Raw genomic sequence first — 26,367 nt, forward strand, 5'->3', positions numbered from 1 at the left:
ACAGAATTCTCAATTTGGATGCAATTTTTAACTTTGTAGTAATGGAACATTTCATAGTATCAGCACGTAAATATAGACCCCAAACTTTCAAAGAAGTTGTAGGACAACAGGCTATAACGAATACATTGCTTAATGCTATAGAAAATAATCATTTGGCACAGGCACTATTATTCACCGGGCCTCGTGGTGTAGGAAAGACTTCTTGTGCGCGAATTTTGGCAAAAACTATTAACCAGGATGGAAATGAACATCCTGATGAAGATTTTGCTTTCAATATTTTTGAACTCGATGCTGCTTCCAATAACTCTGTTGATGATATTAGAAACCTTATCGATCAGGTACGTATTCCTCCACAAGTAGGGAAATATAAAGTATATATTATCGATGAAGTACATATGTTGTCTCAAGCAGCATTCAATGCATTTTTAAAAACATTAGAAGAGCCACCAAAGCATGCTATCTTTATATTAGCCACTACCGAGAAGCATAAAATTATCCCTACTATATTATCTCGTTGTCAGATTTTTGATTTTAAAAGAATCACTGTTACAGATGCTAAAAACCACTTGATGCAGGTAGCTAAGCAAGAAGGTATCATTGCAGAGGAAGATGCATTGCAGATCATAGCGCAAAAAGCAGACGGTGCGATGCGAGACGCATTGTCAATTTTTGACCGAGTCGTAAGTTTTAGTGGTAAAAACCTTACGCGTCAGGCCGTAACCGAGAATCTTAATGTTCTTGATTATGAAACCTATTTTATAACGACAGATCTAATTCTCCAAAATAATATCCCGCAATTACTTATAGAATTTAATGAAATTCTTGCCCAAGGATTTGATGGACATCATTTTATCGCCGGATTAGCCTCGCATTTTAGGGACTTATTAGTTTGTAAAAATCAGGCAACGATTAATCTTTTAGAAGTAGGCGAACAGACTAAAGCAAAATATCTGGAGCAATCACAAAAAGCTTCCAGTGATTTTCTAATTAAGGGAATTGATCTTGCAAATGATTGTGACCTAAAGTATAAAACCAGTCGCAATCAAAGACTGTTGGTTGAATTATGTTTAATGCAACTTGCCTCTGTCCTTCTTAAACCGGACGGAGAAAAAAAAAATGATCAACCCTTCATAATTTCTCCTTCATATTTTAAGGAAAAGGGTATTAAAGCTTTTAAAATCTCTCGGGAAACTAAAGAGAAAGCAATTCATAAATCTAAAGAAGAAAAAACGGTTGCAGTAGAACAAAATAGGGAAATACACAAAGAATCTGACATAACTCCTCCTGAAAAAGTTCAAGAAGAAAAACAAGAAATTGTTGAAGCACCTATTATTTCTGAAAATACTGCCATAATTGAAGCACCTGCCGTTATAGAAAAAAAATCAGTGCTGATTGCCAGAGAGCGAAAAACTTCTGGGCTCTCTTTGAGTAGTATTAAAAAGAAAAAAGAACACGAAGAGAAAAAAGTAGATAGTATTGTAGACCCTAAGAATCTCCCTATGGAAGATTTTACCGAATCTCAAATGCAAGCCGCATGGGTTGAATATGGTAAAATACAGGATAAAAAAGGGGAACGAATTATAGGGTCTATGTTTGCTATGAATATTCCGGTACTTAAAGATGATAAGATTCATTTAGAACTACCAAATCAATCTATGAAAGTTGATCTTGAGAATGCTCTTCCTGGTTTTTTTCAATTCTTATATAAAAAATTAAATAATTATAGTGTTGAACTCGTTATTACCGTAAACGAAGAAGCTTCGAAAAAATATGCGTTTACTCCTCAGGATAAGTATGAAAAATTAAGAGAAAAAAACCCACTCATTGATAAATTAAGATCATCGTTTGACTTAGACATATAGTAAAAGCTGCCAAGATTGATTCTAACAAACATAACCAGTAATACAATATTATAATATCTTTGTAAAAAGATCTCTAATACAATAACAGATGCTTGGTTTAAAACTTCCTACGGACCCCAGATGGGTAAATATCGTTGAAAAAAATATTGAAGAAATTCTTACTGATCACGCATATTGCGAACAAAAAGCTGCTTCTACAGCAATATCGTTAATAGTTAGTTTCCCAGAGTACACAGAAATTGTACAGGAAATGACAAAATTGGTAAAAGAAGAGATCAGTCACTTCAAAATGGTTCACGACAAAATTATTGAAAGAGGTTGGATTTTAGGTAGGGATCGAAAAGATGATTATGTTATTCAGTTAGTTACTTTTTTTCCTAAAGGAGGTAGCAGAACTACTCAGCTGGTTCATCGCTTGTTATATGCCGCATTGATTGAAGCCAGAAGTTGTGAGCGTTTTAAATTACTTTCTGAAGAACTAGAAGATCAAGTATTAGCTAAGTTTTACAGGGATTTGATGGTTAGTGAAGCGAATCATTATACGATGTTCTTAAATTTTGCAAGACAATATGGCGAGCGAGAAGAAGTTGACAAAAAATGGCAAGAATTACTCACTTATGAAGCACAAATCATGGAAGATTTAAGCAAACAGGAAACCATACATGGATAAAGAAAAATCTGTCTAAAAAGACTTCTTGACGAGAGAAGTATTAGCTATCATTCAACTTTAAGTAACTTCTAAACAGATTACATTAAAACTGGAACTTCGTGATCGTGATACAATTCATCAAAGTTTATAGCCAAAAGAAAGTTGAATATTTCTATTATTTCCTTCAAATCCCTCGGGGATATCTTTATCATCAACAATATTAGATAAACCAAAACCATAGCGTAGGTCTGCAAAAAAATTCTCGGTAAGACTTACTCCTAATCCTGCCACAACCGAAAAATCAAATGTGTTAAAATCGGCTTCAATGATTCCATTTTGCTCCCATTCCCAGATCTTTAGTCCAACTTGAGGTCCTAAGTGAATATTAAACTTGTCGGTAAAATTGTATTTTAATAGTACAGGCAACTGAAGATAATCCACTCTCAACGACTCGTCATCATTCCCCTGTGCAGAATATTGAAATTCTGGCTGCATACTTATTTTTTCAGTAATAGGAAACTCTGCTAAAAATCCAACAACAATACCAAATCTACTATCTTCTAGATTCTCGGGAATATCGTCTGAACTAATGGTACTAAGATTGGCACCAAGTCTTACTCCATAAGAAGCTTCTTGAGCCTGTGTAAAAAAGAATGTAAAAACTAGAAGTAAAGAAGTAGGAAGTAATTTTTTTTTCATAGTATGTTATTTTGGTTAATATCTAGCACAATGATTTAAGGGTGTGGCGTAAATATACTGATTTTATAAAATAAGCCATAACAAAAAGGTAATACCCATTTAAATGATGATTGGGCGATTCCATACCTGTGTTAAGCTTGTAGAAATATGACAACCCAAAAAACTTAAACAGATGATACTTGATTAATGTTCTTTAAGCTTCTCATTATATAATGATTTGATAATTCCATCAGACAGCCCTATTTTTGGAACATAAATATCTTTGGCTCCGCTCCATTTCATGGCAGAAAGATATATACGCGCTGCAGGAACAATAACATCTGCCCTATCCTGATTTAGGTTAAGCTGCCAAATCCTTTCTTCGTATGTAAGTGAATTCAATAATTTATAATAAGAACTTAAATATAGAAAAGATAGAGGTTTCCCAGGTGTTTTTCCACTATTCTTGAATATATTATTAATATTACCTCCAGATCCTATAAGGGAAACTCTCGAATAATATCGAGTATTTTGTACTATCCATTTTTCAACAGTATTCCAAATATCATCTGCCACTAGATTATCTAAAAGTCTTACCGTTCCTAACTTAAATGATTTTGAAACGATCGTTTTTCCATTGTGATACAATGTAAATTCGGTACTTCCACCCCCTACATCGACATATAAATATGTAGCATCGGTGTTGATGAGCTCATGAAGATCTGTCATTGCTATAATCGCTGCTTCATTTTTTCCGTCGATAATATCTATTTGTATCCCTGTTTTTTCTTTGATGAGCGCCACTACGTCTTTTCCGTTCTCTGCTTCTCGCATTGCCGAGGTAGCACAAGCTTTGTACCTTACCACTTTATGAGTTTTCATAAGCAACTGATAGGCTTGCATAGTGTCGATCATTCTCGTGATATTTTCTTCTGAAACACGTTTGGTTTTAAAAACGTCGGCACCTAGACGAATTGGGAGACGAACGAGACTAGTTTTCTTAAATCTTGTAGCTTGTCCTTCCTCTTCGTGAATGCTACTTATCAATAATCTAACAGCATTAGAACCAATATCTATGGCTCCATATTTTTCTATAGTCAACAAAATAATTAATTTCCTAGTTTTTTTAAATAATAATCATAAGTAGCAACTTGTGATCTCACCTTTTCCTTATCGTTTCGAATGTACGCATTATCCTGATCTTTAGAAAACCTTCGGGCTTTTACATTATCATTCCAACTGATGTCAAAGGTTTCCATTAACTCTAATTTAATATCTTCGTCATAAATCGGACAAGAAATCTCGACCCTCCTATCCAGGTTACGGGTCATCCAATCTGCCGATGAAATATATACTTTTGGCTCTCCTCCATTTTCAAAAATAAACAACCTGGGATGTTCTAAGAACTTATCTACGACGCTTATTGCGCGTATATTCTCACTCATTCCCGGAACACCAGGAATTAAGCAACAAATACCTCGTATAATCAAATCTATTTTTACTCCGGCTCGACTAGCTTCATACAACTTATCAATCATGTCGTAATCACTAAGACTGTTTAATTTTAGTTTAATAGCGGCAGGAATACCTTCTTTACTATTGTTTATCTCATTATCGATCAATTTCACTAATGCAGATCTGGTATAATGAGGAGAAACCAATAAGTGCTTGTACCTATTTATTTTATAGTTTATTTCAAAAAATTTGAAGACTTTATTTGTCTCTTTCAAAATAGCCTCATTGGTAGTAAACAAGGTATAATCTGTATAAATTTTTGCAGTAGACTCATTAAAATTTCCGGTACTTATAAATCCATACCTTTTTAATTTTCCTTTTTCTTCTCGTTCGATTATACAAGCTTTACAATGCACTTTTAATCCTGGGACTCCAAAAATAAGGTTTACACCTTCTCTTTGCATTTGTTCTGCGTATGTTATATTGGCTGCTTCATCAAAACGTGCCTGCAACTCAATTTGAACGGTTACTTTTTTGCCATTTTTGGCAGCATTGATAAGTGAACTGGCAATATGAGAAATAGTGGCCAATCTGTAAATTGTGATTTTTATACTCTTTACTTTAGGATCGATTGCTGATTCCCTTAAAAATTTTACTGTATAAGAAAAGGTATGGTATGGCGTATATTGTAAAAAATCTTTTTTAGCAATTTTATCAAGAAGACTTCCTTGTAAAACAAGCCCGGGTATTGCTAATGGTGTGATTTGTTGATATACTAAGTCCTTATTTCCTAAATCAGGAAAGTTCATATAGTCCCTGCGATTATGATATCTACCACCAGGAATTATACTATCTGTATTATCCACTCCCATTTTCTCCATGAGAAAATCAAGAGTGTCTTTCTCGATAGTTTTATCATATACAAATCTAACCGGTTCACCATCTCTACGAGATTTTACACTACTGGATATTTTTTGAATAAAACTTTTACTAAGATCATTATCAAAATCTAACTGCGCATCCCTAGTAATTTTAATCATGTGTGCCGAAGCCCTATTATAATCAAAAATACTAAAGTTAACATGCATACAATATCTAATTAAATCATCAAGAATAATAATAAATTGTTTTCCATCTTTTTCTGGAAGTACAACGAACCGTTCTGTATCCTTTGGTATTTCTATCAAAGCATATATTCGTTCTTTGGTCGTCTGTTGCAATATTTTAGAAATCCTGCCTTCTTTAGGAATTTTTTCTTTTAAAACAAGTTTTACTGCCAAATAAGCTACACTGTCTTTGAGGTGTGGAAACTGGTCAAGATCATTAAGTATATAGGTCACCAGTGCAGGACTAACTTTACTTATGAAGTAATTACGTATAAAAGCATCCTGATCTTGTGTTACTTCTTTTTCATCAATTATAAAAATGTTATGATTCTTAAGTTCATTTCTTATAGTTTCAATGGTTTCAAGACTTTCTGATTGTTGTTTAATTACAATATTTGTGATTTTTTCTAATAAATCACTCGCTGTTGTTCCTTTTAAAACATTCTTCCCATCTTTACCAGCAAGATCTATCCTTTTTATTGTAGCATATCTAACTTTGAAAAACTCATCCAGGTTATTTGAAAATATGCCTATGAATCTTAATCTTTCCAATAAGGGTACAGTGTCATCTGCAGCCTCCTGAAGTACCCTCGCATTAAATTGCAGCCAGCTTAATTCTCTATTTACATATTGATTCGTAATAATTTCTACCATTATCGCAAAGATTTAGGGTAAATTTTTAACAAGGTTTTTCCTACCTTTATCTTTTTCCATTCTTCTACATCAAATTGAATAACAACCACACCTGCCGTGGGCACATTATCAATCCTTTCGCTTCCATACATATTAGCAATTGATGTGAAGGCATGATTGTGTCCAAAAATCATTAAACTATTAATTTCATCATCGCAATTTTTTATTACTTCGATAACTTGACTTCCTCCAAAATCATAAAGATTTGATTCTAAGCTAAATATACTCTCAGGAAGATCCAGGTGACTTAGAACAATCTTGGCAGTTGTATGTGCTCTCTCTGCAGGACTACTCAACACCTTATCTATTGATTTTACATGGGTTTTAAGCTCTTTTCCAATCAAATCAGCGTCTTTTAACCCTCTATTATTAAGTGGTCTTTTTTCATCTGATACATCAAACTCCCATGAGGATTTTGCATGCCTAATCATATATAATGTTTTCATGGATTTGATACTATTATCTATAAAATGAAGTTATATAATACAAGTTTAAGAATAAGCTTTTACAATTCTAAATATTTAGAATATAAAAATAGTATTTATAAAAAGATAAAAACTTTTAACTGTTTAAAATCAGTAAAACAATGATAATTCATGCACAAAGCAACGTCTCTAAATATTTGAAAATGAACACCATATGTCAATGTTTTTAATCGATAAAAATAGTATTTACATCGAAAAACCAAATTTTTTCATAAAAAATCAAATGTTAAAATCTAAATTTACATACAGTTTTCCCTCAGATTACGATGTTTCCCAACAGCATTATGATCACAATCTATCATAATTATTTTAGGGCTTAAAAAAACAAGAAGTGGAAAAAGTTATTATCAAAAAAAGAAATCTTATCCGGTTTCAAATGTTATACCTACTTATTATATGCATGCTTTGTTCTACAATAGCATATAGTCAAGTTGAAGTGCCTTTAAAAAAACGAACAGAGTTTACTTTTAAAGGAGATTTCAAATTTGTATCCAATACAATTCTGGGAAAAGTGAGTAACGATGATGGATCAGGAACTTTTGATCCTAACAAGAGTTATAACGACGGAGGACTGAACAATCAGTTCCAAATGGGATTTATTGATATCGACAATGATCCTTCGACCTTTAATTCCAGCAGTGCAGACCTTATTATTGATTCAGAATGTAATGCAATTAAACACGTAGGATTATATTGGACAGCTGCTTATGCAGATGAAAATCGCCAACATGATATTACAACTATTAAGATAAAATATCCTGGACACCAATCTTATTCTGAAATTACAGGAGGACAAATCATTCATGATTACTACAATGATGATGATGCCCTATTTAAACAGTATTCTTGTTTTAAGGATATCACTGAGGAAGTTTTAAACTTAGATAATCCATTAGGAACATATACTTTAGCAAATATTCCGGCTACTACTTCTGAAATCAATAATGACCCAACGCTAGGAAATGGTCTTACCGGAGGTTGGACAATGGTCGTAATCTACGAAGACGATACAAAGCCCAGAAAAAGATTCTATGTGTATGATGGTTTTGTAAATATCGATTCAAAAGCTAAACCTGTAGCCTTTTCTTTTGATAATTTTCAGACGATTCCTAGCGGGGCCGTGCATGGAAAAATTGGAGTTATTGCTTTTGAAGGTGATAAAGGGATTAGGGGAGATCGTTTTCAGGTGATGTCGAATGAAACGAACAAGTACAAAAGCCTTGCAGATGGTACAAATCCTATGAACAACTTCTTCAATGCAAATATTACAGAAAATGGTAGAAATGTAACAACAAGAGTTCCGGCAAGCTCAAATACTTTAGGCTATGATGCTGACTTGTTTGATATCAAAAATATAAGAAATAGCATTATCGGTAACAACCAAACCGAAGCCAAGTTTAGATTGTCTACAGATAATGACGGATATTCTGTAATGGCTGTAGCCTTTAGTGTTGAAATATATGAACCCGCCATTCATATAATTAAGAGATCACAATATGCAGATAATAGCTATGTTCATCCTGAGGATGTTTTATCTCCAAAACAAGAAATTACTTATAATCTCACTATCTATAACGACGGAAATGATGATGCAAAGAATACAATAATTAAAGATATTCTTCCTAAAAATGTTATTTTTTCAGAAAAATCATTGGTTCTACCTTCAAAAAAGATAAAAGCGAAGTTTGACAAAGCTTCTAGAACGTTAAGCCTTACAGTACCTAACAAAATGGTAAAGACTGATAGTGAACCATTTAAAGTAAGCTATAATGTTATTGTAGACACAAGTTGCGAATCCATAGATTCCATAGATGATATTATGGTCGTAGATCAACCTGTTACTGCTGAATTTAATGGGACTTTAAATGAGACTACAAAATACTCTGAGGGATACAACCACATCAATAAGTGTGATTTACCTGATTTTTATCAATTTAAATTAGCAATCGATATTAGTGAGCTTAATTGTCCAAACGCTAGTAGCCTTGTAGCGATTCCTAAAAAGAAATTAGATGGTCATCTGGTACAGGTCGGTCCAGGAGATTTTGATAAGACTAAAAGGTCTAATAATACTGAAAGTGGTGGTATGAATCCCGGGGATATTGTAAAAAATAATGAAGTCCCGGAATCCTCATTAAAATCCGATTTAAAGTTAACAAAAACGATAAATGATCTTATTAATCTAAATGAAATCTACTTCGATTTTGATAAATGGGATATTACTGAAAAAGCTGAAACCGAATTAAATCGCGTTGTTCATCTAATGAATAATGATTATCCTGAGATGGTGATCAAGATAGAAACACATTCTGATAGTCGTGGAGGTGAGAATTACAATCTAGACCTTTCTCAAAAAAGAGCCGAGTCAATATATAACTATTTATTAAGTAAAAATATCTCAAAAAACAGAATTCTGTCTTATGTTGGTTTTGGTGAAAGTAGACCTGTAAACAACTGTAAAGACGGTGAGGATTGTTCTGAAGATGAATATCAGAAAAACAGAAGATCTAGTTTTGTGATCATGTGATATAATCATATATCTATTACGGAGACAGTCTATCTATTTGCCATTGATTTTTTCGAGATGAGAACCGAATACGATCATGTAAGCGATTTGCTCTTCCTTGCCAAAACTCTATTGAAATAGGTTTTACTCTATATCCACCCCAAAAAGGAGGTTTAGGTATTTCTTTATTTCTATATTTATTTTCTAACGATTTAAGTTGTTTCTCAAGGATTTCTCGAGACTGGATCACATTACTTTGATTTGATGCCCACGCACCAAGCTGACTTCCTCTAGGTCTGGATTTAAAATATTCGGCACTAGCTTCTTGACCAATCTTTTCTACTTCTCCCTTAATAATTACTTGTCGTTCTAAGTTTGGCCAAAAGAAAGACAAACATACTTTGTTGTTATGAGCAATGGCTTTTCCCTTTTCTGATTTATGATTTGTATAAAAAACAAAACCATTTTCATCATAATGCTTTAATAATACCACTCTACTTTTGGGAAAACCATCCAAACCTATAGTAGTAACTGTCATGGCATTAGTTTCTTCAACACCACCAGAATCCTCTACTTCTTTAAACCAATCTGAAAAAAGCAACCAAGGCGAATTAGGCAGGTTCTCTTCAAGTAACATACTTTTTTCGTAAGATTTTCTATAATTGGTAAGATCTCTATTCATGACAATAACTATTATTCAAATTTATCTATTTTATAGTTTAAAAATCAAATACTTTGCCGTCATCAGCAATTTCAACATTTTTAAAAATTGTCTTCGCCTCTTCTTTAAATAGCTCTATGTCATTGTAGCGCGTTGAATAATGTCCCAAAACAAGGGTTCCAACTTCTGCTTTCTTTGCTATAGTGGCGGCATCTTTAGCAGAACTATGTCCTGTAGTTGCGCATAGGTGCTGATGACTTTCAAGAAAGGTAGATTCATGATATAACACAGTTACACCTTTAATTAGCGGAATTTTATTTTCGTCATACTTGGTATCGCTACAAAATGCATAGCTTTTTACTGGTTTTGGATCGTCAGTTAATTCTTCATTTGCAATCACAGTCCCATCATCCAAAATAACATCATTTCCTTTTTTAATAGATCGATAATACGCTACATCAATATCATAATTAAGGACTTTGCTCATTAACAGTTTTCTATCTCCTGGTTTTTCTTGAAATAAAAATCCGTTGCAATATACTCGATGTTGTAATGGTATTGTACTCACTTTTATCTTTTCATCTTCAAAAACAACTACAGAATCTTTACTTATAAGTTCATGAAAATGCAAAGGATAATCAGTCCAGGAATTAGAAAGTTTTAGTTGTAACGTAATTATTTCTTTTATCCCTTTAGGGCCATAAATATGAAGCGGCGTATCTCTGGTCAACAACCTAAAAGTAGATATTAATCCCACTAAGCCAAAAAAATGATCTCCATGCAAATGAGAAATAAAAATGTGTTTTATTCTAGAAAACTTAATTCTATTACGCCTTAGTTCTACTTGTGTTCCTTCTCCGCAATCTATAAGAAAAATATGGTTGTTAATTTCTAAAACCTGAGAAGTAGGATTCGTAAATGTTCTTGGGGTTGCCGAATAACAGCCTAGGATTGTAAGTTTCAAAATTATGCTTCCTCTTAGTTTACTGGATGTGAATATAACTTAATCTTATTTATAAATCAATCTATTACAAACAATAACCGCCATAAGAACCAAAATGTAGTGCTACCTATATTAAGCATAGATAGTTCTTCGTATCAGTGGACTATAGTACAACACATATTTTGATAATGAAAATAACACACGAGATCAGGAGGAAATCCTCTTATTCAAAATCCAGATCCCTTTCAATTTCTTCCATCTCTACTAAGTCGTAGGCTTCTTGTAAAGTTGGAACGATAGATATTTCCTCTGGAACATCGTCGTAAGACACTTTATCTGTTACAATAACAAAAGAGCGCCTGGATGCCTTATGAGTATTAGAAATTCTTAAGAACTCATTAATATCATCGGCAGAAATTTTCTTTAACGAAAAGAGATTGATGATAATATTATCGTTTTTAAGTGTTTCATACTTGTCTTCTATGCCTTTTACAAATTTGACAATTGTTGTTTTTTCTTGTGTAATTATAGTCGTAGAACCTTCTTTATTAAAAATCATAAGCTTATCGTTTAATTTTTGAAGCTAAAAGATATATAACTGCCATTCTCACTGCAACTCCATTTTGTACCTGATCTAATATAATGGCATGATTAGAATCAGCAACATCACTCGTAATTTCTACTCCACGATTGATGGGTCCTGGGTGCATAATTATAATTTCCTTATCCAGACTATCCAATATTTTTTTATTTACCCCAAATTGTTGAGTATATTCTCTTGTCGAAGGAAAATAGCTTATTTCCATCCTTTCATTTTGAATACGTAACATATTTGCGATATCGCACCAATTGAGGGCTTTTCTCAAATCTGTTTCTACTTGAACATCAAGCTTTTCAATATATTTTGGGATTAAAGTTTTAGGTCCGCAAACTTTTACTTCTGCTCCTTGTAACTTTAGTGCGAATATGTTTGAAAGCGCAACTCTTGAATGCAAAATATCCCCAACGATGACTACTTTCTTTCCAGCCACCTCACCTAGTCTTTCTCGTATTGAATACGAATCCAAAAGTGCCTGCGTAGGATGTTCATGTGCTCCATCTCCTGCATTTACTATACTAGCTTCTACGTGCTTAGCAAGAAAAACTCCTGCCCCGGGATTTGGATGTCTCATAACCACCATATCTACCTTCATGGATAGGATATTATTAACTGTATCTATAAGAGTCTCTCCTTTTTTAACTGAAGACGATGCTGCCGAAAAATTAATAACATCTGCTGAAAGTCTTTTTTCAGCCAGCTCAAAAGACAATCTGGTTCGTGTGCTATTTTCGAAAAAGAGATTAGCGATGGTTATATCTCTAAGTGAAGGAACTTTCTTTATGGGCCTATTAATTACTTCTTTGAAATGATCTGCAGTTTCAAAGATTAAATCAATATCTTTTTTATTTAGATATTTTATTCCCAGTAAGTGATTTACACTTAGTTCGCTCATCTCTTAATTTTCAAATTACAATCTTATATAAATCTAAAATATCAGGCATCTATTTATTTACTAAATATACCGCATCCTCCCCTTCGTTTTCTATCCAAAGTACCTTAACTTTTTCTTGATTTATGGCATCAACCTGTCGTCCTCTATAATTAGGCTGTATAGGTAAATGCCTACTAAATCTTCTATCAATTAACGTTAACAATTCAATCTCCTGTGGTCTGCCAAAAGACTGTACAGCTGTTAACGCCGCTCTAATACTACGCCCTGTATACAATACATCATCGATAAAGACAATTCTTTTATCCTCTACTGCAAAATCTATATGGGTGGTATTAGCCTCTAGTGGCTTCTCTCCTCTTCTAAAATCATCCCTGTAAAAAGTGATGTCTAAATAACCAAGCTTTACATTTTCTAGCTGATAGTCATCTACTAAAATTTGCTTTATTCGATCTGCAAGAAATGTACCTCTTGGCTGAATACCGATAAGGACCGTATCTTTAAAATGAGTATGATTTTCTATTAATTGACAAGCCAAACGGTGCAGAATAATATCTATCTCTTTTGCACTAAGTAGTAATTTTTGACTCATAATCTCCAAATGGATATTTGGTGTACAAAAGTAATGAAAAATTAGAATTTTTACTGTAGTTGGCGTTTATAAGTTTTTGAGATTACATAAATGAAATAATCTTGGCGTCAAAAACAAAAAAAAGACCGTTCTTTTCGAACGGTCTTTTACTATTTGAAAAGTTTGAGAATTACAATTACTTCCCTCCTTTTTCCATTTTAGCTTTAAGATCTGCCAATGCATCGATATCACCAAGCGTGGTCTTTTCTGCTGAACTAGCAGCAGCTTTCTTAGCAGCTTGTTTTACGATCTTAGCTTCTTCTGCTCTAAATAAAGCGGTATGAGAGGCAACTACTCTTTTGAATTCTTTACTGAATTCAATGATCTGGAATTCTGCTTCTTCTCCTTTATTTATTTTACTTCCATCTTCTTTCTCTAAATGACGAGATGGTACAAAAGCAACAATATCATCATTAAACTCGATAGTAGCACCTTTATCAACAATATCTGCAATTTTTGCAGTATGCTTGGTTCCTACTCCAAATTCAGTTTCATATTTATCCCAAGGATTGTCCTCGGTTTGCTTGTGACCCAAACTTAGTTTCCGTCCTTCCACATCAAGTTCAAGAACAACAACATCTAATGTATCGCCAACGTTGGTAAAGTCTGATGGGTGTTTGATTTTCTTGGTCCAAGAAAGATCCGAGATATAAATCAATCCATCAATTCCTTCTTCTAGTTCAACAAATACACCAAAGTTTGTAAAATTGCGTACAATACCACTGTGTCTCGAACCTACAGGATACTTAGAAGTAATATCTGTCCAAGGATCTGGCGTTAATTGTTTGATTCCTAGAGACATTTTACGCTCTTCTCTGTCAAGAGTGAGAATTACAGCTTCTACCTGATCTCCTACTTTTACGAAGTCTTGTGCAGAACGCAAATGTGTAGACCATGACATTTCAGAAACGTGGATTAATCCTTCTACGCCTTCTTCAACTTCTATAAAAGCACCGTAATCTGCAATTACAACAACCTTACCTTTAACCTTATCACCTACTTTAAGTTCTTTGTCAAGAGCCTCCCATGGGTGTGGCTTCAATTGCTTAAGACCTAATTGAATACGTGTTTTAGCCTCATCAAAGTCTAAGATAACCACATTCAACTTCTGATCAAGCTCAACGATCTCATTTGGATGGTTAATTCTTGACCAAGAAAGATCTGTAATATGTATAAGTCCGTCAACTCCTCCAAGATCAACAAATACACCATAAGAAGTTATGTTTTTAACAGTACCTTCTAATACTTGACCTTTTTCTAATTGACCAATAATTTCTTTTTTCTGCTCTTCGATATCTGCCTCGATAAGTGCTTTATGAGAAACTACAACATTTTTGAATTCGTGGTTAATTTTCACCACTTTAAATTCCATTGTTTTTCCAACATAAGCATCATAATCACGAATAGGCTTCACATCGATTTGAGAACCAGGTAAGAATGCCTCGATACCAAATACATCAACGATCATACCTCCTTTGGTTCTACATTTTACAAAACCATTTACGATTTCACCAGTATCATGTGCTGCATTTACTCTGTCCCATGCTTTGATTACACGAGCTTTACGATGAGATAAGATTAATTGACCTGTAGCATCTTCACGCACGTCAATCAATACTTCTACTTTATCACCAACTTTAAGATCCGGGTTATAACGAAATTCGTTTAACGAAATAACGCCTTCACTTTTAGCATTAATGTCGATAATAGCGTCACGATCTGTAATATTGATTACAGTACCATCTACTACTTCGTCATTTAAAGTATCTACAAAGTTTTCTGCTACTAATTTCTCAAATTCTTCAAGCTTTGAGTCAGCAATAGGATCAATCCCTTCTTCGTAGTTGTGCCAGTTAAATTCTTTTAAAAATTGCTCAGGATTTTCTTGTTGTGGAGATACAGCTGGAGCTGCTTTCTTAGTTTCCACTTCCTGAACGTCTGTGTTTTTTGTTTCTTCAGACATTGAAGATAAAATTTGTATTCTATATATTATTGAGAATCAACGCGAAAATTATACAGAAGCGTTAAAATTAATTATTATACCTCCCTTTCATATTCTCTTATTCGCTAAAAAGGAGTGCAAAAGTACAATTTAAATTCTTAGAAAACAATTTTTAAGCAGATGAGTTACTGAGACTTTGAGTTTGTGAGTTACAGAACTTCAAATAATTAAACATTATGACCGAAATCAGCAACTTCTCACCTACTCAAATACTCAAACGCTCACTAATACTTCACAATTTCGAACTCACTTCTTCTATTCGTCTGATGGTCTTCTTCTGTGCAAACTTTGTCATCACAATTAATAAGCGGTTGAGATTCACCAAACCCAATAAATGTCATTCTTCGGGCATTCACATAACCAACAAGTGCCAGGTAATTTCTCGTAGATTCTGCTCTTTTTTCTGATAATACCTGATTATAAGAATCTGTTCCTCTGCTATCGGTATGCGAACTGATTTTAATATAAACTGTTTTATATTTTTCTAGTTTGATCGCCAACTCATCTAAAACTTTCTTAGAATCTGAACGAATATTCCATTTATCATAATCAAAATAAATAGGAGGCATTTTAAAATAGAGTTTTCCGTTTTTTTCTATTACCGGTGGCCCATCCTTATCTGCAAGAAGAATTTCACGAAGTCTTGTGTTGACGGTTTCCTCCTGTGTCTTTTTCTTTGTTTCTGTATGTATGTTTGTAATATTAACTTCGTCTGCTCTCCTATTCCTATCGCTTACCCTATTGGTACTGCGATCCTTAGAATTTTCAGTCGACACTACGACATCTTCTTTCTTTTTATCTCTATCAAGATAAATTACGTAAACAGCTTCGTCTTTTTCCTTTACCAAAACTGATTTGGTTTTAGTTTTATACCGTTCAGCAGAAGCTTTAAAATTATATTTCCCAGGAAATATCTCGATATCAAAACCGGCAATAGAATCTAATTGACTTTCATATAGAATTTCATTATCACTATCATATAAAATTACATCTGAATTGGCAATGTAACCATCGCTTGCAAAATCCCTTACTTCAAATCTGGTCCTATACGCTCTAGGGAAAATTTCTCCTATTTGTGAAAATGAAAAGATATCGTCTCCTCCCTTTTTTCGATTAGAAGAGAATAAACCATCTGTTTTATTGTAATATACAAATGAAAAGTCGTCAAAACTTGAATTGATCGGCGCTCCAAGATTAATCGGACGGGTAAATTCTTCCCGTCTCAATTCAGAAACAAAAATATCCATCATCCCCAATCCCAAATGTCCATTAGAAGAAAAAAATAAATGGCCTTTATCCGAAATGAAAGGAAACTGTTCTCTATTATTCGTATTTATATCAGAACCAAGATTTATCGGTTTCCCGTAAGTACCGTCAAGATTTACGTCTACATAATAAATATCAAAATCTCCATATCCACCAGGCATGTTTGAAGCGAAATAAAGCTTAGTTTCGTCTTTGGATAAAGAAGGGTGTTCGACAGAATAATTGACATTATTAAAGGCTAATTTTTCAGGTTTTGACCATATTCCATCAACCTTGGTTGCTTTATAAAGATGAATAGCATTATTCTTTATACTATCAAATTTCTTTTTTCCTTTTTCTGAATTACTTCTTGAAAGATACATCGTGTTTCCATCTTGGGTAAAACAAAAATTACCTTCATGAAGTTTAGAATTGATTTCTCCTGAAATAGTTTCTATCTCTGAAACATGATTATTATTCTTATTGACATTAACTTTATAGATATCGAGAAATGGTCGATGTGTCCATTTATATTTTCTATCTAAAACACCATGTGGAAACCTATCTGTTGTGAAATAGATTGTACTATCCCTTTTTACAGCACCAAATTCTGACGCATCAGAGTTAAAACTCATCTCGGTAATCTTATAATCATCATCTTTAAGCTTAAAATCTTCGATGGTTGCAATCGCTTCAGATTTATCAAAATCTTCATTTGAATTATTCAAATTATACAACTCCAAAAAATCAACCGACTTCTCATACTCCCCCAATGCAGAAAGTACCTGATACATCATGAAGTTATACTTGTTATTATATGATTTATCCCGGTTATAAAACTTACCTGAAGTTAGATACTTTAGGTAACGATAAGCCTTTCTAAATTGAAAAGTATTATAATATGAAGTGGTTATATTTTCTAAAATATGTTTTGTATATCCTTCTTGGTTAAGCTCTTCTTCGTATTGTGTAGCCGCGTTAATGTAATCGCCTTGTTCAAAAAAACGATCTGCTCTACTTTTCTTTTGGGCGAAGGTAAATTGAGTTGCCAGTAGTAATAAAATCGATACTATTTTTATCTTTATCATCTAGAAAAATCTTGGAGAGGTATGTTTATTGCCAAATTTTAGAAGGTCAAAATTATATAATAACACGATTTCATGACTTCCATCATTATATCCACTTAAATCGCTTACACTAAAATCATAAGAGTATCCTATTTTAAGACCTGGTGTGATGTTAAATCCGGCCAAAGCAATAAATGAATCTGTATATCGGTAAGAAACTCCCAATTCAAATCTATCATACATCAAAGAGTTTAACGAGATATCAAAAGTTAGAGGAGAGTCTATTACTTGTTTAATAACCACAGATGGCTTTAGTCGAACTTCATCTATAAAATCGAAAACATATCCAGCAACTCCGTATATATGTGTTTTGGTTTCAGACACGCCAACCCCATCTATATCTACATCGCCAGGCAGTACATTAGGTGAAGAAATTCCTGCATAAAAATTGCTGGTAAATAAATACAATCCTGCACCTATATTAAGTTCTGTAGTAGCGGTATTGTCGGAAAACGCTGGGTCGTTAGCCACATCAGAACCCGAGGGATCAATTTTAAAGCTATTGATACCTGCTTTAAGTCCGTAGGATAATCGAGCACGATCAGAGATTCTGGTTACGTATGCAAAGTCTATATTAACATAGTCATTATTTACTGGTATCGCATCGCCAATTCTATCATTAACATAATTAACGCTAAGTTCTATTTTTTCGCTTATCGGTATATTTCCAAAAACATTTGCTGTACGGGGACCTCCCTCAATACCTGTCCATTGTTGTCTGTATAATAATCCCGTTGAAATCAATCCACTTTGGCCTGTAGCATATGCAGGATTAACAGTACTCATATTATACATATACTGTGAATATTGTGGCTGCTGCTGTGCATAGGTTACCGTACAGAAGACTATAGCAATTATAAAAACTAATTTTAACTTTATCATTGTTTATCTGCTTAGGTAAAAACTTCCTTGAATTGGTAGATTATTTTCAAAATTAGGAGTGAAAATATAGAAGTATGTCCCGGTTGGCAGATCATCTCCTAGTCGCACAGATGTGTTACTCTCGCCTCTAAATTCCTCTGTGTTATTGTTTCCTTCATATACAAGGCTTCCGTATCGGTTGAATATCTGTAATTCGAAATCAGGAAAAGCCTCTGGAATATTATATATTTCTTCTATTAGAAGATCGAAAGTGTCATTTTGATTGTCTCCGTTGGGAGAAACTCCATCCTGAAAATCTAAAGTACATAATTCACCCTCAGAAGATCTTTCTCCTGTATTCAAAATATTGATCGAAACCTGGAGTCTTTCAGACTCACAATTATCGGCATCAACATTTGCGATATAGTATATTTGATTGTCTAGCAAAATCGGATTGTCAACTATTGGCGTTTCGCTCTCTAACGTATCATACCAGTTATAATTTAAAACATCTACTTCAACATCATCTAGGCGTACTGCATCCAGAATACAAAATTCCTGATCTGGAACATCTGGAATGGGTAAGTCGACTATTTGAACCGAAACCACTAGAGAAGACTCATCACAAGGTGCCACATTGGTTAAGACATATCTGAATTCATAAATTTCGTTTGTTAATGTTTCAAACTCCAAAACTCCGTCTAAAGATAATGCTCCGGTGTTATCTGTATCTTCAAAAATTCCAGTACGTGGCGTATCTCTATCTAAAAGAGAGAATAGATTAACTCTTCCCTCCAATTTGCAAAATGTATCTGCTCTGTCATCTCCTATCGTTAGAGGCTCAATAATGGTAACTGTTACCGAAGCGTCATCTGAGGTCGAACAACCTTCGTTACCTTCAACAGTGTAAGTATACACACCTTCACCTAAAATAGGCAACATCTCATCATTAGGATCAAAAACACCCAAATGATCTACAGATGTGTACCCAAAAGGTCCTGCCCAGGTTCCTGTGATATCAGGAGTCCCTCCTAAAAGATCGAAAAGAGTAATCGTTAAATCATCAGAACATAATGCTATATTATTATTCTCTCCTGCATCGGGTAATGTATTTACAGTAAATGTTAGATTCGCGACATCTACACACCCATCACTACTGGTAGTAGTATATACGAATGTAAATGTTTGTGAGGTATCACTATCTGGAAACACAAAAGTATTATTAATAACTTCTCCTGCGGTATTGGTCCAAACTCCAGTAGTAGCGATAAGATTACCATTAGAAGTAAGCAAGCTTCTTAGATCAACTTGTCGGTCAGACTCACAGAGATTGATATCGGTAGTATCTTCTCCTGCATAATCAAATCCAAGTACAACAATCTCTACTCGGGCAGTGAATACATCACAGGGATGTTCACAATACCCAGTAGCCCCCAATAAGGCATAAGGATCACAAACTTCGCCAAAAGATTGACAATTGATTTTGGGGCTTACTGCATATTCATATATATATCTACCAGGTTCAGCTCCTAATGTATTAATTCGCCCTAAATAAAATTCGTAGGGTGGTGCAACAAATTCGACTGGTTTTAAAAGAAGTCCTAAATCTCCTGATGTTGGCGATGGACCAGAAACAAATCTCCAGTTTACATAATTATCATTGGCATATGTAAAATCTAAACCATTAATGTTTGTAAATTCTAATAAATCAAACAAATTAAGATCTCCAGGAACATCGTTAGCACAAATCTGTGGTGGTGGATCAGGCTGACTAAAAGGTCTTAGTTGTTCATAGAATGTAACAGCTATCGTACTACTTTGATCGCTACAAACTGCTGATCGGTCTTCTACAGCATATACAAAATTGTAGGATTGGCAACCAAACCTAAGGTTATTACCATTATTAATTAGTCTATCGTAGATCGTTCTGAGGTTGATCATAGAATCCTGTTCGTCTTCTATTTCGCCAGTAGGTTCTGATAACCAGCTGCCTTCAATATCTTCTTCTTCTAAATACTGGTCATCCCGAAGATCAATTTCTGTATCATAAATCCCGGCCAGCATATCATCTTCACAAATATCTATTGGTGTCGGGTTCCCGGAATCGACTTGTCTCACCATGGCGACTCTCACCGTGGTTTGTTGCGGGGTAGCACAACCCTCTGCTCCTGAAACCGTATATGTTAATTCGAAAACTTCCTGATCAACCAAAGGTATACCGGGTTGATAAGGAATTCTTACAAAAAGTTTACTCTCTGAAACACCCAAATAACTAGAACTGGACCCATTGTAGGTCCATACACCATTTAGATGGGGAGAAGGGATCTCATCATTGATAGCAAAGGCATTGAACAGATCGAAACCTTCCAATCCATCATTATCACAACCTGTAGCATTAACATTCAACGGTCCCGATGGTGGTAACGCTACTCCAGAATAAGGCCCTAAAATGAGTCTTGCGGTCCTTACCGGATCATCACCACAGGTAGTATTTCGCAATTCAAAGAAATATTCATCAAGTGTAGCTGGAGTCGTAGAATTTTTCAATTCCCATGTCGAGAGTTGCCCGGTAGCAGCATCAAACGCCGCGTCGTATTTTGGATCAATCATCCACGTCCCGTCTGCAACAGTAGTACCTGTTTCTGTATAGATATTTATGATACCGTCGGGATTACCATCTGTATCAAAATCAATATTTTCCATATCACATTGTTCTATTGTGATAAGTCCTAGGTCACATTGAGAATAAGATTGACAAATGGGAAAGAATACAAGAAGTACAATTGCCAAAATTTCCTTAAAAATCCTAGGCAGATTTCTTTTTGTTTTCAAAATTATTGGTTTTAAGTCGCGCTAAATTAAAAAAATAAATCGTTGATCATAAAACTTTAACGCTTTTAGATCTTTATAACATTTTTTAAAATATTACTTAATGTCTTGATTTTAAAACTTTAACAATATCTTTTAGCATATATCCTTTTGCTTGTAATAATATTAAATAATGAAATAGTAAATCTGCACTCTCGTTCAAAAATAATTCTTCGTTATCATCTTTTGCTTCGATGACTACTTCCACCGCTTCTTCGCCTACTTTTTGAGCAACTTTATTAATTCCTTTCTTAAATAAAGACGCAACATATGAATTTTCCTTATTTTGATTTTCTTTTCGATTTTTAATGACTGACTCCAATTCTGATAAAAATCCAAAAGTTTGCTCATTATTTTCATTCCAACATGTATCTGAACCTTTATGACAAGTTGGTCCAACAGGGTTGACGGTAATAAGCAACGTATCTTGATCACAGTCATTCTTTATGTCGACAAGTTCTAAAATGTTACCACTCTCCTCGCCTTTTGTCCATAATCGTTGCTTGGTACGACTATAGAATGTGACTTTTTTGGTTTCTACAGTTTTTTCGTAAGCATCTTTATTCATATACCCAAGCATCAAAACATTTTTTGTTGAAGCATCTTGAATTATTGCTGGTACAAGTCCGTCGTTATTTTTATTGAAGTTTATTTTCATTTTTTCTGTCATTCCAGCGTAGGCTGGAATCTTTTTAATTAGACCTATTATTTGTTTATGGATTCCTGCGTACGCAGAAAAGACAAGCTGATTATATCCTAACTGGAATATTGTTCTTTTTCAATTCCTGTTTTACATCTTTAATTTCTATTTCCTTAAAATGAAAAATACTGGCAGCCAATGCTGCATCCGCTTTTCCGTTTTTAAATGTATCTACAAAATGCTGAGTATTTCCTGCTCCTCCTGAAGCAATTATCGGGATATTTAGTGTAGTTGATAGCTCTGCCAAAGCTTCATTGGCAAATCCATCTTTGGTACCGTCATGATCCATAGATGTAAAAAGAATCTCGCCTGCGCCGCGCTCTTCTACTTCTTTTGCCCAATCAAACAAATTTAATTCTGTAGGTACTTTTCCTCCCACCAAATGTACTTTCCATTCGCCATCAATTTGCTTTGCATCTATAGCCACTGTTATGCATTGACTTCCAAATTTTGCAGCAAGATCATTAATCAATTGAGGATTCTTTACTGCAGAAGAGTTTACAGATACTTTATCTGCTCCATTTTGCAATAGAATGTCTACGTCTTCAATAGAAGATATCCCTCCACCAACAGTAAAAGGTATATTTACTTTTTCGGCTACACGAAGCACAAGATTCGCAAGAGTTTTACGTCTTTCCTCGGTTGCCGAAATATCTAAAAATACTAATTCATCTGCACCCGCTTTAGAATAAACATCAGCTAATTCGACCGGATCTCCCGCATCCCGAAGGTCTACGAAATTGATTCCCTTGACCGTACGACCATTTTTGATATCAAGACATGGTATTATTCTCTTTGTAAGCATTATTTGTTTTTGTTTTTTATATTCAAATCTATTCCATCATAGAAACCTAAACTCTTTTTATCTTTTAATTGCTTAGTCCAAAATGCAATTTGTCCAGTATGATATGAATAATGCTCTGTGACATGAATCGCAATTCCAATCCCAGAAAAATTAAACCCCTGAACTTCTCTTTTTCTAAGAAGCTCATCGACAGAAATAGCACTAATTATTTCTTTGGCCTTTTTTACGGTAGACTGCATTTTTTCTAAAAGTTGCTTTTTCGAAATTCCTTTGATGATTAAAAATTCAGAATCCCGGTCTCTTTCATCTTCCAAACATCCTAACGAAGAAATGGCGTATTGTGTAATGTTACCACATAAATGAAGAATCAAATTACCAATACTATTAGAATTAGCATTGGGTCTTTTCCAAATATCTTCCTCTGAAAGTTGATCAAAACTTAATACAATCATTCTGGTGCTTTCATCTAATCGATAATTGATTTGTTCTACAAATTCTTTTGCTATTGCTTCGGTCATTTTTTAAGTTTTAGAAAGTATATACTCTTCCAACTGTTTTAAACTGATTCTATTTTCATAAATAGCTTTTCCTATAATTGTTCCTTCGCAACCTAAGTCGGCTAATTGTGGTAGTTCATCAAAAGTTGAGATACCTCCAGAAGCAATAAGCTTTATGCCATCGGTTTCTGCTAGAATTCTTTTATATAAATCAAAAGAAGGTCCTTGTAACATACCATCTTTGCCAATATCTGTACAAATTACATACGAAATCCCCTCTTTCTGATACGCCTGTATAAATGGTATTACTTCTTTATCACTTTCTTCCTGCCAGCCACTGACTGCTATTTTTTCATGATGAGCATCGGCGCCAAGAATAATTTTATCAGGACCAAATTTCTGCAACCAGGATTTAAAAATATCCGGATCTTTAACAGCGATACTCCCTCCTGTGATTTGACTGGCACCACTCTCAAAAGCTATTCTAAGATCGTCATCTGTTTTGAGCCCACCTCCAAAATCAATTTTAAGATTAGTTTTGGCCGCAATCTGCTCCAAGACTTTATGATTTACAATATGTTTTGATTTTGCTCCATCAAGATCAACTAAATGTAAATATTGGATTCCGTGATCCTCAAACTCCTTGGCAACTTCCAATGGATTTTCATTATATATTTTTTTTGAATCGTAATCTCCTTTAGAAAGACGTACACATTTACCTTCTATTATATCTATTGCGGGTATTATTCTCATGTGTTAAATTAGAAATTTTGAAAGTTGAAATATGAAATATTTATATTCATCTTTTTTGCTGTTTTGATTTTACAATAAACCTTTATAATTTATCTATTCTTTATTATTTTGAAATTTTGAAAGTTGAATTACAAAATATTTATATTCATTTATTTTTTGCTGTTCTAATTGAAGCCACAACAATTCTCAACAGTTCATCTGCCTCTTTCCAAAGGCGTTCAATTTCATTTTTATCGCTATCAATAATCTCTAATAGAATTTCTAGCCAAAAACAGGATTCATCTGTTTCTTCTTCAACTATTTTCAATTTATTAATGAAGTCTGCCTTCGATTTGGGTCTTTGCGAAGCTCTCCAGTTCGCACCTACAGAACTAGAGCTTTTTAACAATTGAAAAACTAAATTGTTGTATTCTCTACTTTTAGGAAGTTTAGCGCATAGATTCCAACAATCAATAGTAAATCTTTTCGTTCTCGATTTCATGTCTTCCATACCAAATTTCGTTTTTCTAATTTCTAATTTCAAGAAAGTTTCTCAGAATTTTTTCTCCCACCACACTACTCTTCTCCGGATGAAATTGGGTTCCATAAAAATTATCTTTATGCAATGCTGTACTGTAGTCAACTCCATAATTGGATTGCGCCACTGTTTCTTCCATTACAGGAGCATAATAGCTATGGACTAAATATATGTATTCTTTTTCCTCCACTCCTTTAAACAAAGGCGATTTTAGGAACTCTATTTGATTCCAACCTATTTGGGGGACTTTTACACCTTGATTGAAGCGCATAACATCTGTGTGAAAAATCCCTAAACCTTTGGTATCCCCTTCTTCGGTATAATTACACATTAGTTGCATGCCCAAACAAATACCCAAAACAGGTTGTTTTAATTGAGGAACTAAAGTATCTAATCCTGAAGCTTTTAATTTTCGCATGGCACTACTGGCCTCTCCTACTCCTGGAAAAATAACTTTATCAGCAGCTTTGATGACTGATGGATCGTTACTCAACACAGCTTCATATCCTAATCTTTGTATTGCAAACTTTATGGATTGGATATTTCCTGCTCCGTAGTTTATAATTACTATTTTCATTTTATTTTTCATTGCAGCATAGGCTGCATATTTTTGATTGATCTTTTATTTATATTGTAGATCCGGCCTTCACCAGAATGACAAAAGAGTTTTTACAGCATTCCTTTTGTACTTGGTAAAATCATTTTTTCCGGATCGCGTTTTACAGCAACTTTAATTGCCTTGGCAAAGGCTTTAAATATGGCTTCAATCTTATGGTGTTCATTAGTTCCTTCTGCCTTTACATTTAAGTTGGCTTTAGCTCCGTCTGTAAAAGATTTAAAAAAGTGATAAAACATTTCGGTAGGCATCTTCCCAATCATTTCTCTTTTAAAATCAGCCTCCCAGACTAACCAGTTACGACCACCAAAATCAATAGCTACTTGTGCTAAGCAATCATCCATAGGCAAACAAAACCCATAGCGCTCTATTCCTAACTTATTATTCATTGCTTTACTAAAAACTTCTCCAAGTGCAATAGCGGTATCCTCAATAGTATGATGTTCGTCAACTTCGAGATCTCCTTTTACTTTTATATCCAGATCCATTTGGCCATGACGAGCGATTTGATCCAACATATGATCAAAAAATTCTAGTCCTGTTTCAATATTACTTTTCCCAGTACCATCAAGATTTAGTTTAATGTAGATATCAGTCTCATTGGTCTTTCTTGAAATCTCGGCTACACGATCATTAAGTTTCAAAAACTCATATATTTTTTGCCAATCGTTACTTTCTAGTGCAATGTGACCATTTAATTCTTCTTTTTTAAGAGTAATCTCACCAGTACCCAAGTTGGTATTGTCATTTATAAAAATTCCCTGAGCGCCAAGATTTTTAGCCAGCTCCATGTCGGTTAGCCGATCACCAATTACAAATGAATTTGCCAAATCATATTCATCAGAAAAATACTCGGTTAATAATCCCGTGCCAGGTTTTCTTGTATTGGCCTTTTCATGCGGAAATGTTCTATCCAAAAAAACCTTGTCAAAAACTACCCCTTCATTTTCGAAAGATTTCATTATAAAATTATGTACAGGCCAAAATGTTTCTTCGGGAAAAGATTCAGTTCCCAATCCATCTTGATTTGTGATCATCACGAGTTCATAATCTAACTCCTGAGCAATTTTCCCCAAATATGTAAATGCTTTGGGATAGAAAATCATTTTTTCGAAGGCATCTATCTGTTCGTCTGCCGTTTCTTTGATCATCGTTCCATCACGATCTATGAATAGTACTTTCTTTTTCATTATTTTATCATTCCAGCCCTTCGTCTC

23 protein-coding genes are annotated in these 26,367 nt (G+C 34.1%); 3 read left to right on the top strand and 20 right to left on the bottom strand.

The window, feature by feature from the left end; all coding sequences use genetic code 11:
- Positions 1-41: 41 nt before the first annotated feature.
- Both ACFSJT_RS00845 and ACFSJT_RS00850 read left to right on the top strand, forming a co-directional pair.
- Positions 42-1,862 (top strand): DNA polymerase III subunit gamma/tau, encoded by a 1,821-nt coding sequence (locus ACFSJT_RS00845; protein WP_378318286.1) that lies wholly within the window; start codon positions 42-44, stop codon positions 1,860-1,862.
- An 88-nt stretch (positions 1,863-1,950) separates the two neighbouring features.
- Complete coding sequence (locus ACFSJT_RS00850; RefSeq protein WP_378318287.1) at positions 1,951-2,532, top strand: MiaE family protein; 582 nt, start codon at positions 1,951-1,953, stop codon at positions 2,530-2,532.
- Between the two features lie 117 nt (positions 2,533-2,649).
- Here ACFSJT_RS00850 and ACFSJT_RS00855 read toward each other — a convergent pair whose 3' ends face one another.
- From ACFSJT_RS00855 to ACFSJT_RS00870, 4 genes are all read right to left on the bottom strand, one after another.
- Positions 2,650-3,210 carry a porin family protein gene (locus ACFSJT_RS00855; protein WP_378318288.1) on the bottom strand — a complete coding sequence of 187 codons (561 nt, stop codon included), beginning with the start codon at positions 3,208-3,210 and terminating at the stop codon, positions 2,650-2,652.
- Positions 3,211-3,393: 183 nt separating this feature from the next.
- Positions 3,394-4,293 carry a Ppx/GppA phosphatase family protein gene (locus ACFSJT_RS00860; RefSeq protein ID WP_378318289.1) on the bottom strand — a complete coding sequence of 300 codons (900 nt, stop codon included), beginning with the start codon at positions 4,291-4,293 and terminating at the stop codon, positions 3,394-3,396.
- A 5-nt stretch (positions 4,294-4,298) separates the two neighbouring features.
- Positions 4,299-6,404, bottom strand: a complete 2,106-nt coding sequence (gene ppk1 / locus ACFSJT_RS00865; protein ID WP_378318290.1) for a polyphosphate kinase 1 — start codon at positions 6,402-6,404, stop codon at positions 4,299-4,301.
- Positions 6,404-6,889 carry a SixA phosphatase family protein gene (locus ACFSJT_RS00870; RefSeq protein ID WP_378318291.1) on the bottom strand — a complete coding sequence of 162 codons (486 nt, stop codon included), beginning with the start codon at positions 6,887-6,889 and terminating at the stop codon, positions 6,404-6,406. The genes ppk1 and ACFSJT_RS00870 overlap by 1 nt, the downstream gene beginning before the upstream one ends.
- 439 nt (positions 6,890-7,328) lie before the next feature.
- Between ACFSJT_RS00870 and ACFSJT_RS00875 the strand changes: the two genes are divergently transcribed.
- Positions 7,329-9,455 carry an OmpA family protein gene (locus ACFSJT_RS00875; protein ID WP_378318292.1) on the top strand — a complete coding sequence of 709 codons (2,127 nt, stop codon included), beginning with the start codon at positions 7,329-7,331 and terminating at the stop codon, positions 9,453-9,455.
- 16 nt (positions 9,456-9,471) lie between these two features.
- Here ACFSJT_RS00875 and pdxH read toward each other — a convergent pair whose 3' ends face one another.
- From pdxH to hisB, 16 genes are all read right to left on the bottom strand, one after another.
- The gene (gene pdxH / locus ACFSJT_RS00880) at positions 9,472-10,116 is read right to left on the bottom strand and encodes a pyridoxamine 5'-phosphate oxidase (protein ID WP_378318293.1); all 645 of its coding nucleotides are present in this window, start codon (positions 10,114-10,116) and stop codon (positions 9,472-9,474) included.
- 37 nt (positions 10,117-10,153) lie between these two features.
- Positions 10,154-11,059 (bottom strand): ribonuclease Z, encoded by a 906-nt coding sequence (locus ACFSJT_RS00885; protein ID WP_378318294.1) that lies wholly within the window; start codon positions 11,057-11,059, stop codon positions 10,154-10,156.
- Positions 11,060-11,261: 202 nt separating this feature from the next.
- The gene (locus ACFSJT_RS00890) at positions 11,262-11,597 is read right to left on the bottom strand and encodes a ribonuclease Z (protein ID WP_378318295.1); all 336 of its coding nucleotides are present in this window, start codon (positions 11,595-11,597) and stop codon (positions 11,262-11,264) included.
- A 4-nt stretch (positions 11,598-11,601) separates the two neighbouring features.
- Positions 11,602-12,531 (bottom strand): aspartate carbamoyltransferase catalytic subunit, encoded by a 930-nt coding sequence (locus ACFSJT_RS00895; protein ID WP_378318296.1) that lies wholly within the window; start codon positions 12,529-12,531, stop codon positions 11,602-11,604.
- A gap of 49 nt (positions 12,532-12,580) precedes the next feature.
- Positions 12,581-13,120 carry a bifunctional pyr operon transcriptional regulator/uracil phosphoribosyltransferase PyrR gene (pyrR, locus tag ACFSJT_RS00900; protein WP_378318297.1) on the bottom strand — a complete coding sequence of 180 codons (540 nt, stop codon included), beginning with the start codon at positions 13,118-13,120 and terminating at the stop codon, positions 12,581-12,583.
- Positions 13,121-13,295: 175 nt separating this feature from the next.
- Positions 13,296-15,122 carry a 30S ribosomal protein S1 gene (gene rpsA, locus ACFSJT_RS00905; RefSeq protein WP_378318298.1) on the bottom strand — a complete coding sequence of 609 codons (1,827 nt, stop codon included), beginning with the start codon at positions 15,120-15,122 and terminating at the stop codon, positions 13,296-13,298.
- A 263-nt stretch (positions 15,123-15,385) separates the two neighbouring features.
- Positions 15,386-17,494: an OmpA family protein gene (locus ACFSJT_RS00910; protein ID WP_378318299.1), complete on the bottom strand. Its 2,109-nt coding sequence runs from the start codon at positions 17,492-17,494 to the stop codon at positions 15,386-15,388.
- Positions 17,495-18,415, bottom strand: a complete 921-nt coding sequence (locus tag ACFSJT_RS00915; protein WP_378318300.1) for a PorP/SprF family type IX secretion system membrane protein — start codon at positions 18,413-18,415, stop codon at positions 17,495-17,497. It abuts the gene before it with no gap.
- 3 nt (positions 18,416-18,418) lie between these two features.
- Positions 18,419-21,226, bottom strand: coding sequence for a gliding motility-associated C-terminal domain-containing protein (locus tag ACFSJT_RS00920; RefSeq protein ID WP_378318301.1), 2,808 nt, complete (start codon positions 21,224-21,226; stop codon positions 18,419-18,421).
- 97 nt (positions 21,227-21,323) lie between these two features.
- Positions 21,324-21,920 (bottom strand): bifunctional phosphoribosyl-AMP cyclohydrolase/phosphoribosyl-ATP diphosphatase HisIE, encoded by a 597-nt coding sequence (gene hisIE, locus ACFSJT_RS00925; RefSeq protein ID WP_378318886.1) that lies wholly within the window; start codon positions 21,918-21,920, stop codon positions 21,324-21,326.
- Positions 21,921-22,011: 91 nt separating this feature from the next.
- On the bottom strand, positions 22,012-22,767 hold the full coding sequence (gene hisF / locus ACFSJT_RS00930; RefSeq protein WP_378318302.1) for an imidazole glycerol phosphate synthase subunit HisF: 756 nt from the start codon (positions 22,765-22,767) through the stop codon (positions 22,012-22,014).
- Positions 22,767-23,285, bottom strand: a complete 519-nt coding sequence (locus tag ACFSJT_RS00935; RefSeq protein ID WP_378318303.1) for a DinB family protein — start codon at positions 23,283-23,285, stop codon at positions 22,767-22,769. The genes hisF and ACFSJT_RS00935 overlap by 1 nt, the downstream gene beginning before the upstream one ends.
- A gap of 3 nt (positions 23,286-23,288) precedes the next feature.
- Positions 23,289-24,017 carry a 1-(5-phosphoribosyl)-5-[(5-phosphoribosylamino)methylideneamino]imidazole-4-carboxamide isomerase gene (gene hisA / locus ACFSJT_RS00940; protein ID WP_378318304.1) on the bottom strand — a complete coding sequence of 243 codons (729 nt, stop codon included), beginning with the start codon at positions 24,015-24,017 and terminating at the stop codon, positions 23,289-23,291.
- A 145-nt stretch (positions 24,018-24,162) separates the two neighbouring features.
- Positions 24,163-24,507, bottom strand: a complete 345-nt coding sequence (locus ACFSJT_RS00945) for a four helix bundle protein (RefSeq protein ID WP_378318305.1) — start codon at positions 24,505-24,507, stop codon at positions 24,163-24,165.
- Between the two features lie 16 nt (positions 24,508-24,523).
- Positions 24,524-25,111, bottom strand: a complete 588-nt coding sequence (gene hisH, locus ACFSJT_RS00950) for an imidazole glycerol phosphate synthase subunit HisH (RefSeq protein WP_378318306.1) — start codon at positions 25,109-25,111, stop codon at positions 24,524-24,526.
- Between the two features lie 92 nt (positions 25,112-25,203).
- On the bottom strand, positions 25,204-26,340 hold the full coding sequence (gene hisB, locus ACFSJT_RS00955; protein ID WP_378318307.1) for a bifunctional histidinol-phosphatase/imidazoleglycerol-phosphate dehydratase HisB: 1,137 nt from the start codon (positions 26,338-26,340) through the stop codon (positions 25,204-25,206).
- Positions 26,341-26,367 lie beyond the last annotated feature (27 nt).

This window comes from Aquimarina celericrescens, assembly GCF_042682765.1.
Classification (GTDB): domain Bacteria; phylum Bacteroidota; class Bacteroidia; order Flavobacteriales; family Flavobacteriaceae; genus Aquimarina; species Aquimarina celericrescens.

Excerpts from the sequence above, each read along its gene's own strand:
- ACFSJT_RS00935 (WP_378318303.1), bottom strand. The coding sequence starts at position 23,285 with ATGACCGAAGCAATAGCAAAAGAATTTGTAGAACAAATCAATTATCGA.
- hisIE (WP_378318886.1), bottom strand. The coding sequence starts at position 21,920 with ATGAAAATAAACTTCAATAAAAATAACGACGGACTTGTACCAGCAATA.
- hisF (WP_378318302.1), bottom strand. The coding sequence starts at position 22,767 with ATGCTTACAAAGAGAATAATACCATGTCTTGATATCAAAAATGGTCGT.
- ACFSJT_RS00875 (WP_378318292.1), top strand. The coding sequence starts at position 7,329 with ATGCTTTGTTCTACAATAGCATATAGTCAAGTTGAAGTGCCTTTAAAA.
- ACFSJT_RS00895 (WP_378318296.1), bottom strand. The coding sequence starts at position 12,531 with ATGAGCGAACTAAGTGTAAATCACTTACTGGGAATAAAATATCTAAAT.
- ACFSJT_RS00870 (WP_378318291.1), bottom strand. The coding sequence starts at position 6,889 with ATGAAAACATTATATATGATTAGGCATGCAAAATCCTCATGGGAGTTT.
- ACFSJT_RS00855 (WP_378318288.1), bottom strand. The coding sequence starts at position 3,210 with ATGAAAAAAAAATTACTTCCTACTTCTTTACTTCTAGTTTTTACATTC.
- hisH (WP_378318306.1), bottom strand. The coding sequence starts at position 25,111 with ATGAAAATAGTAATTATAAACTACGGAGCAGGAAATATCCAATCCATA.
- ACFSJT_RS00945 (WP_378318305.1), bottom strand. The coding sequence starts at position 24,507 with ATGGAAGACATGAAATCGAGAACGAAAAGATTTACTATTGATTGTTGG.
- ACFSJT_RS00850 (WP_378318287.1), top strand. The coding sequence starts at position 1,951 with ATGCTTGGTTTAAAACTTCCTACGGACCCCAGATGGGTAAATATCGTT.
- ppk1 (WP_378318290.1), bottom strand. The coding sequence starts at position 6,404 with ATGGTAGAAATTATTACGAATCAATATGTAAATAGAGAATTAAGCTGG.
- ACFSJT_RS00910 (WP_378318299.1), bottom strand. The coding sequence starts at position 17,494 with ATGATAAAGATAAAAATAGTATCGATTTTATTACTACTGGCAACTCAA.
- ACFSJT_RS00915 (WP_378318300.1), bottom strand. The coding sequence starts at position 18,415 with ATGATAAAGTTAAAATTAGTTTTTATAATTGCTATAGTCTTCTGTACG.
- hisB (WP_378318307.1), bottom strand. The coding sequence starts at position 26,340 with ATGAAAAAGAAAGTACTATTCATAGATCGTGATGGAACGATGATCAAA.
- pdxH (WP_378318293.1), bottom strand. The coding sequence starts at position 10,116 with ATGAATAGAGATCTTACCAATTATAGAAAATCTTACGAAAAAAGTATG.
- hisA (WP_378318304.1), bottom strand. The coding sequence starts at position 24,017 with ATGAGAATAATACCCGCAATAGATATAATAGAAGGTAAATGTGTACGT.
- ACFSJT_RS00845 (WP_378318286.1), top strand. The coding sequence starts at position 42 with ATGGAACATTTCATAGTATCAGCACGTAAATATAGACCCCAAACTTTC.
- rpsA (WP_378318298.1), bottom strand. The coding sequence starts at position 15,122 with ATGTCTGAAGAAACAAAAAACACAGACGTTCAGGAAGTGGAAACTAAG.
- ACFSJT_RS00890 (WP_378318295.1), bottom strand. The coding sequence starts at position 11,597 with ATGATTTTTAATAAAGAAGGTTCTACGACTATAATTACACAAGAAAAA.
- pyrR (WP_378318297.1), bottom strand. The coding sequence starts at position 13,120 with ATGAGTCAAAAATTACTACTTAGTGCAAAAGAGATAGATATTATTCTG.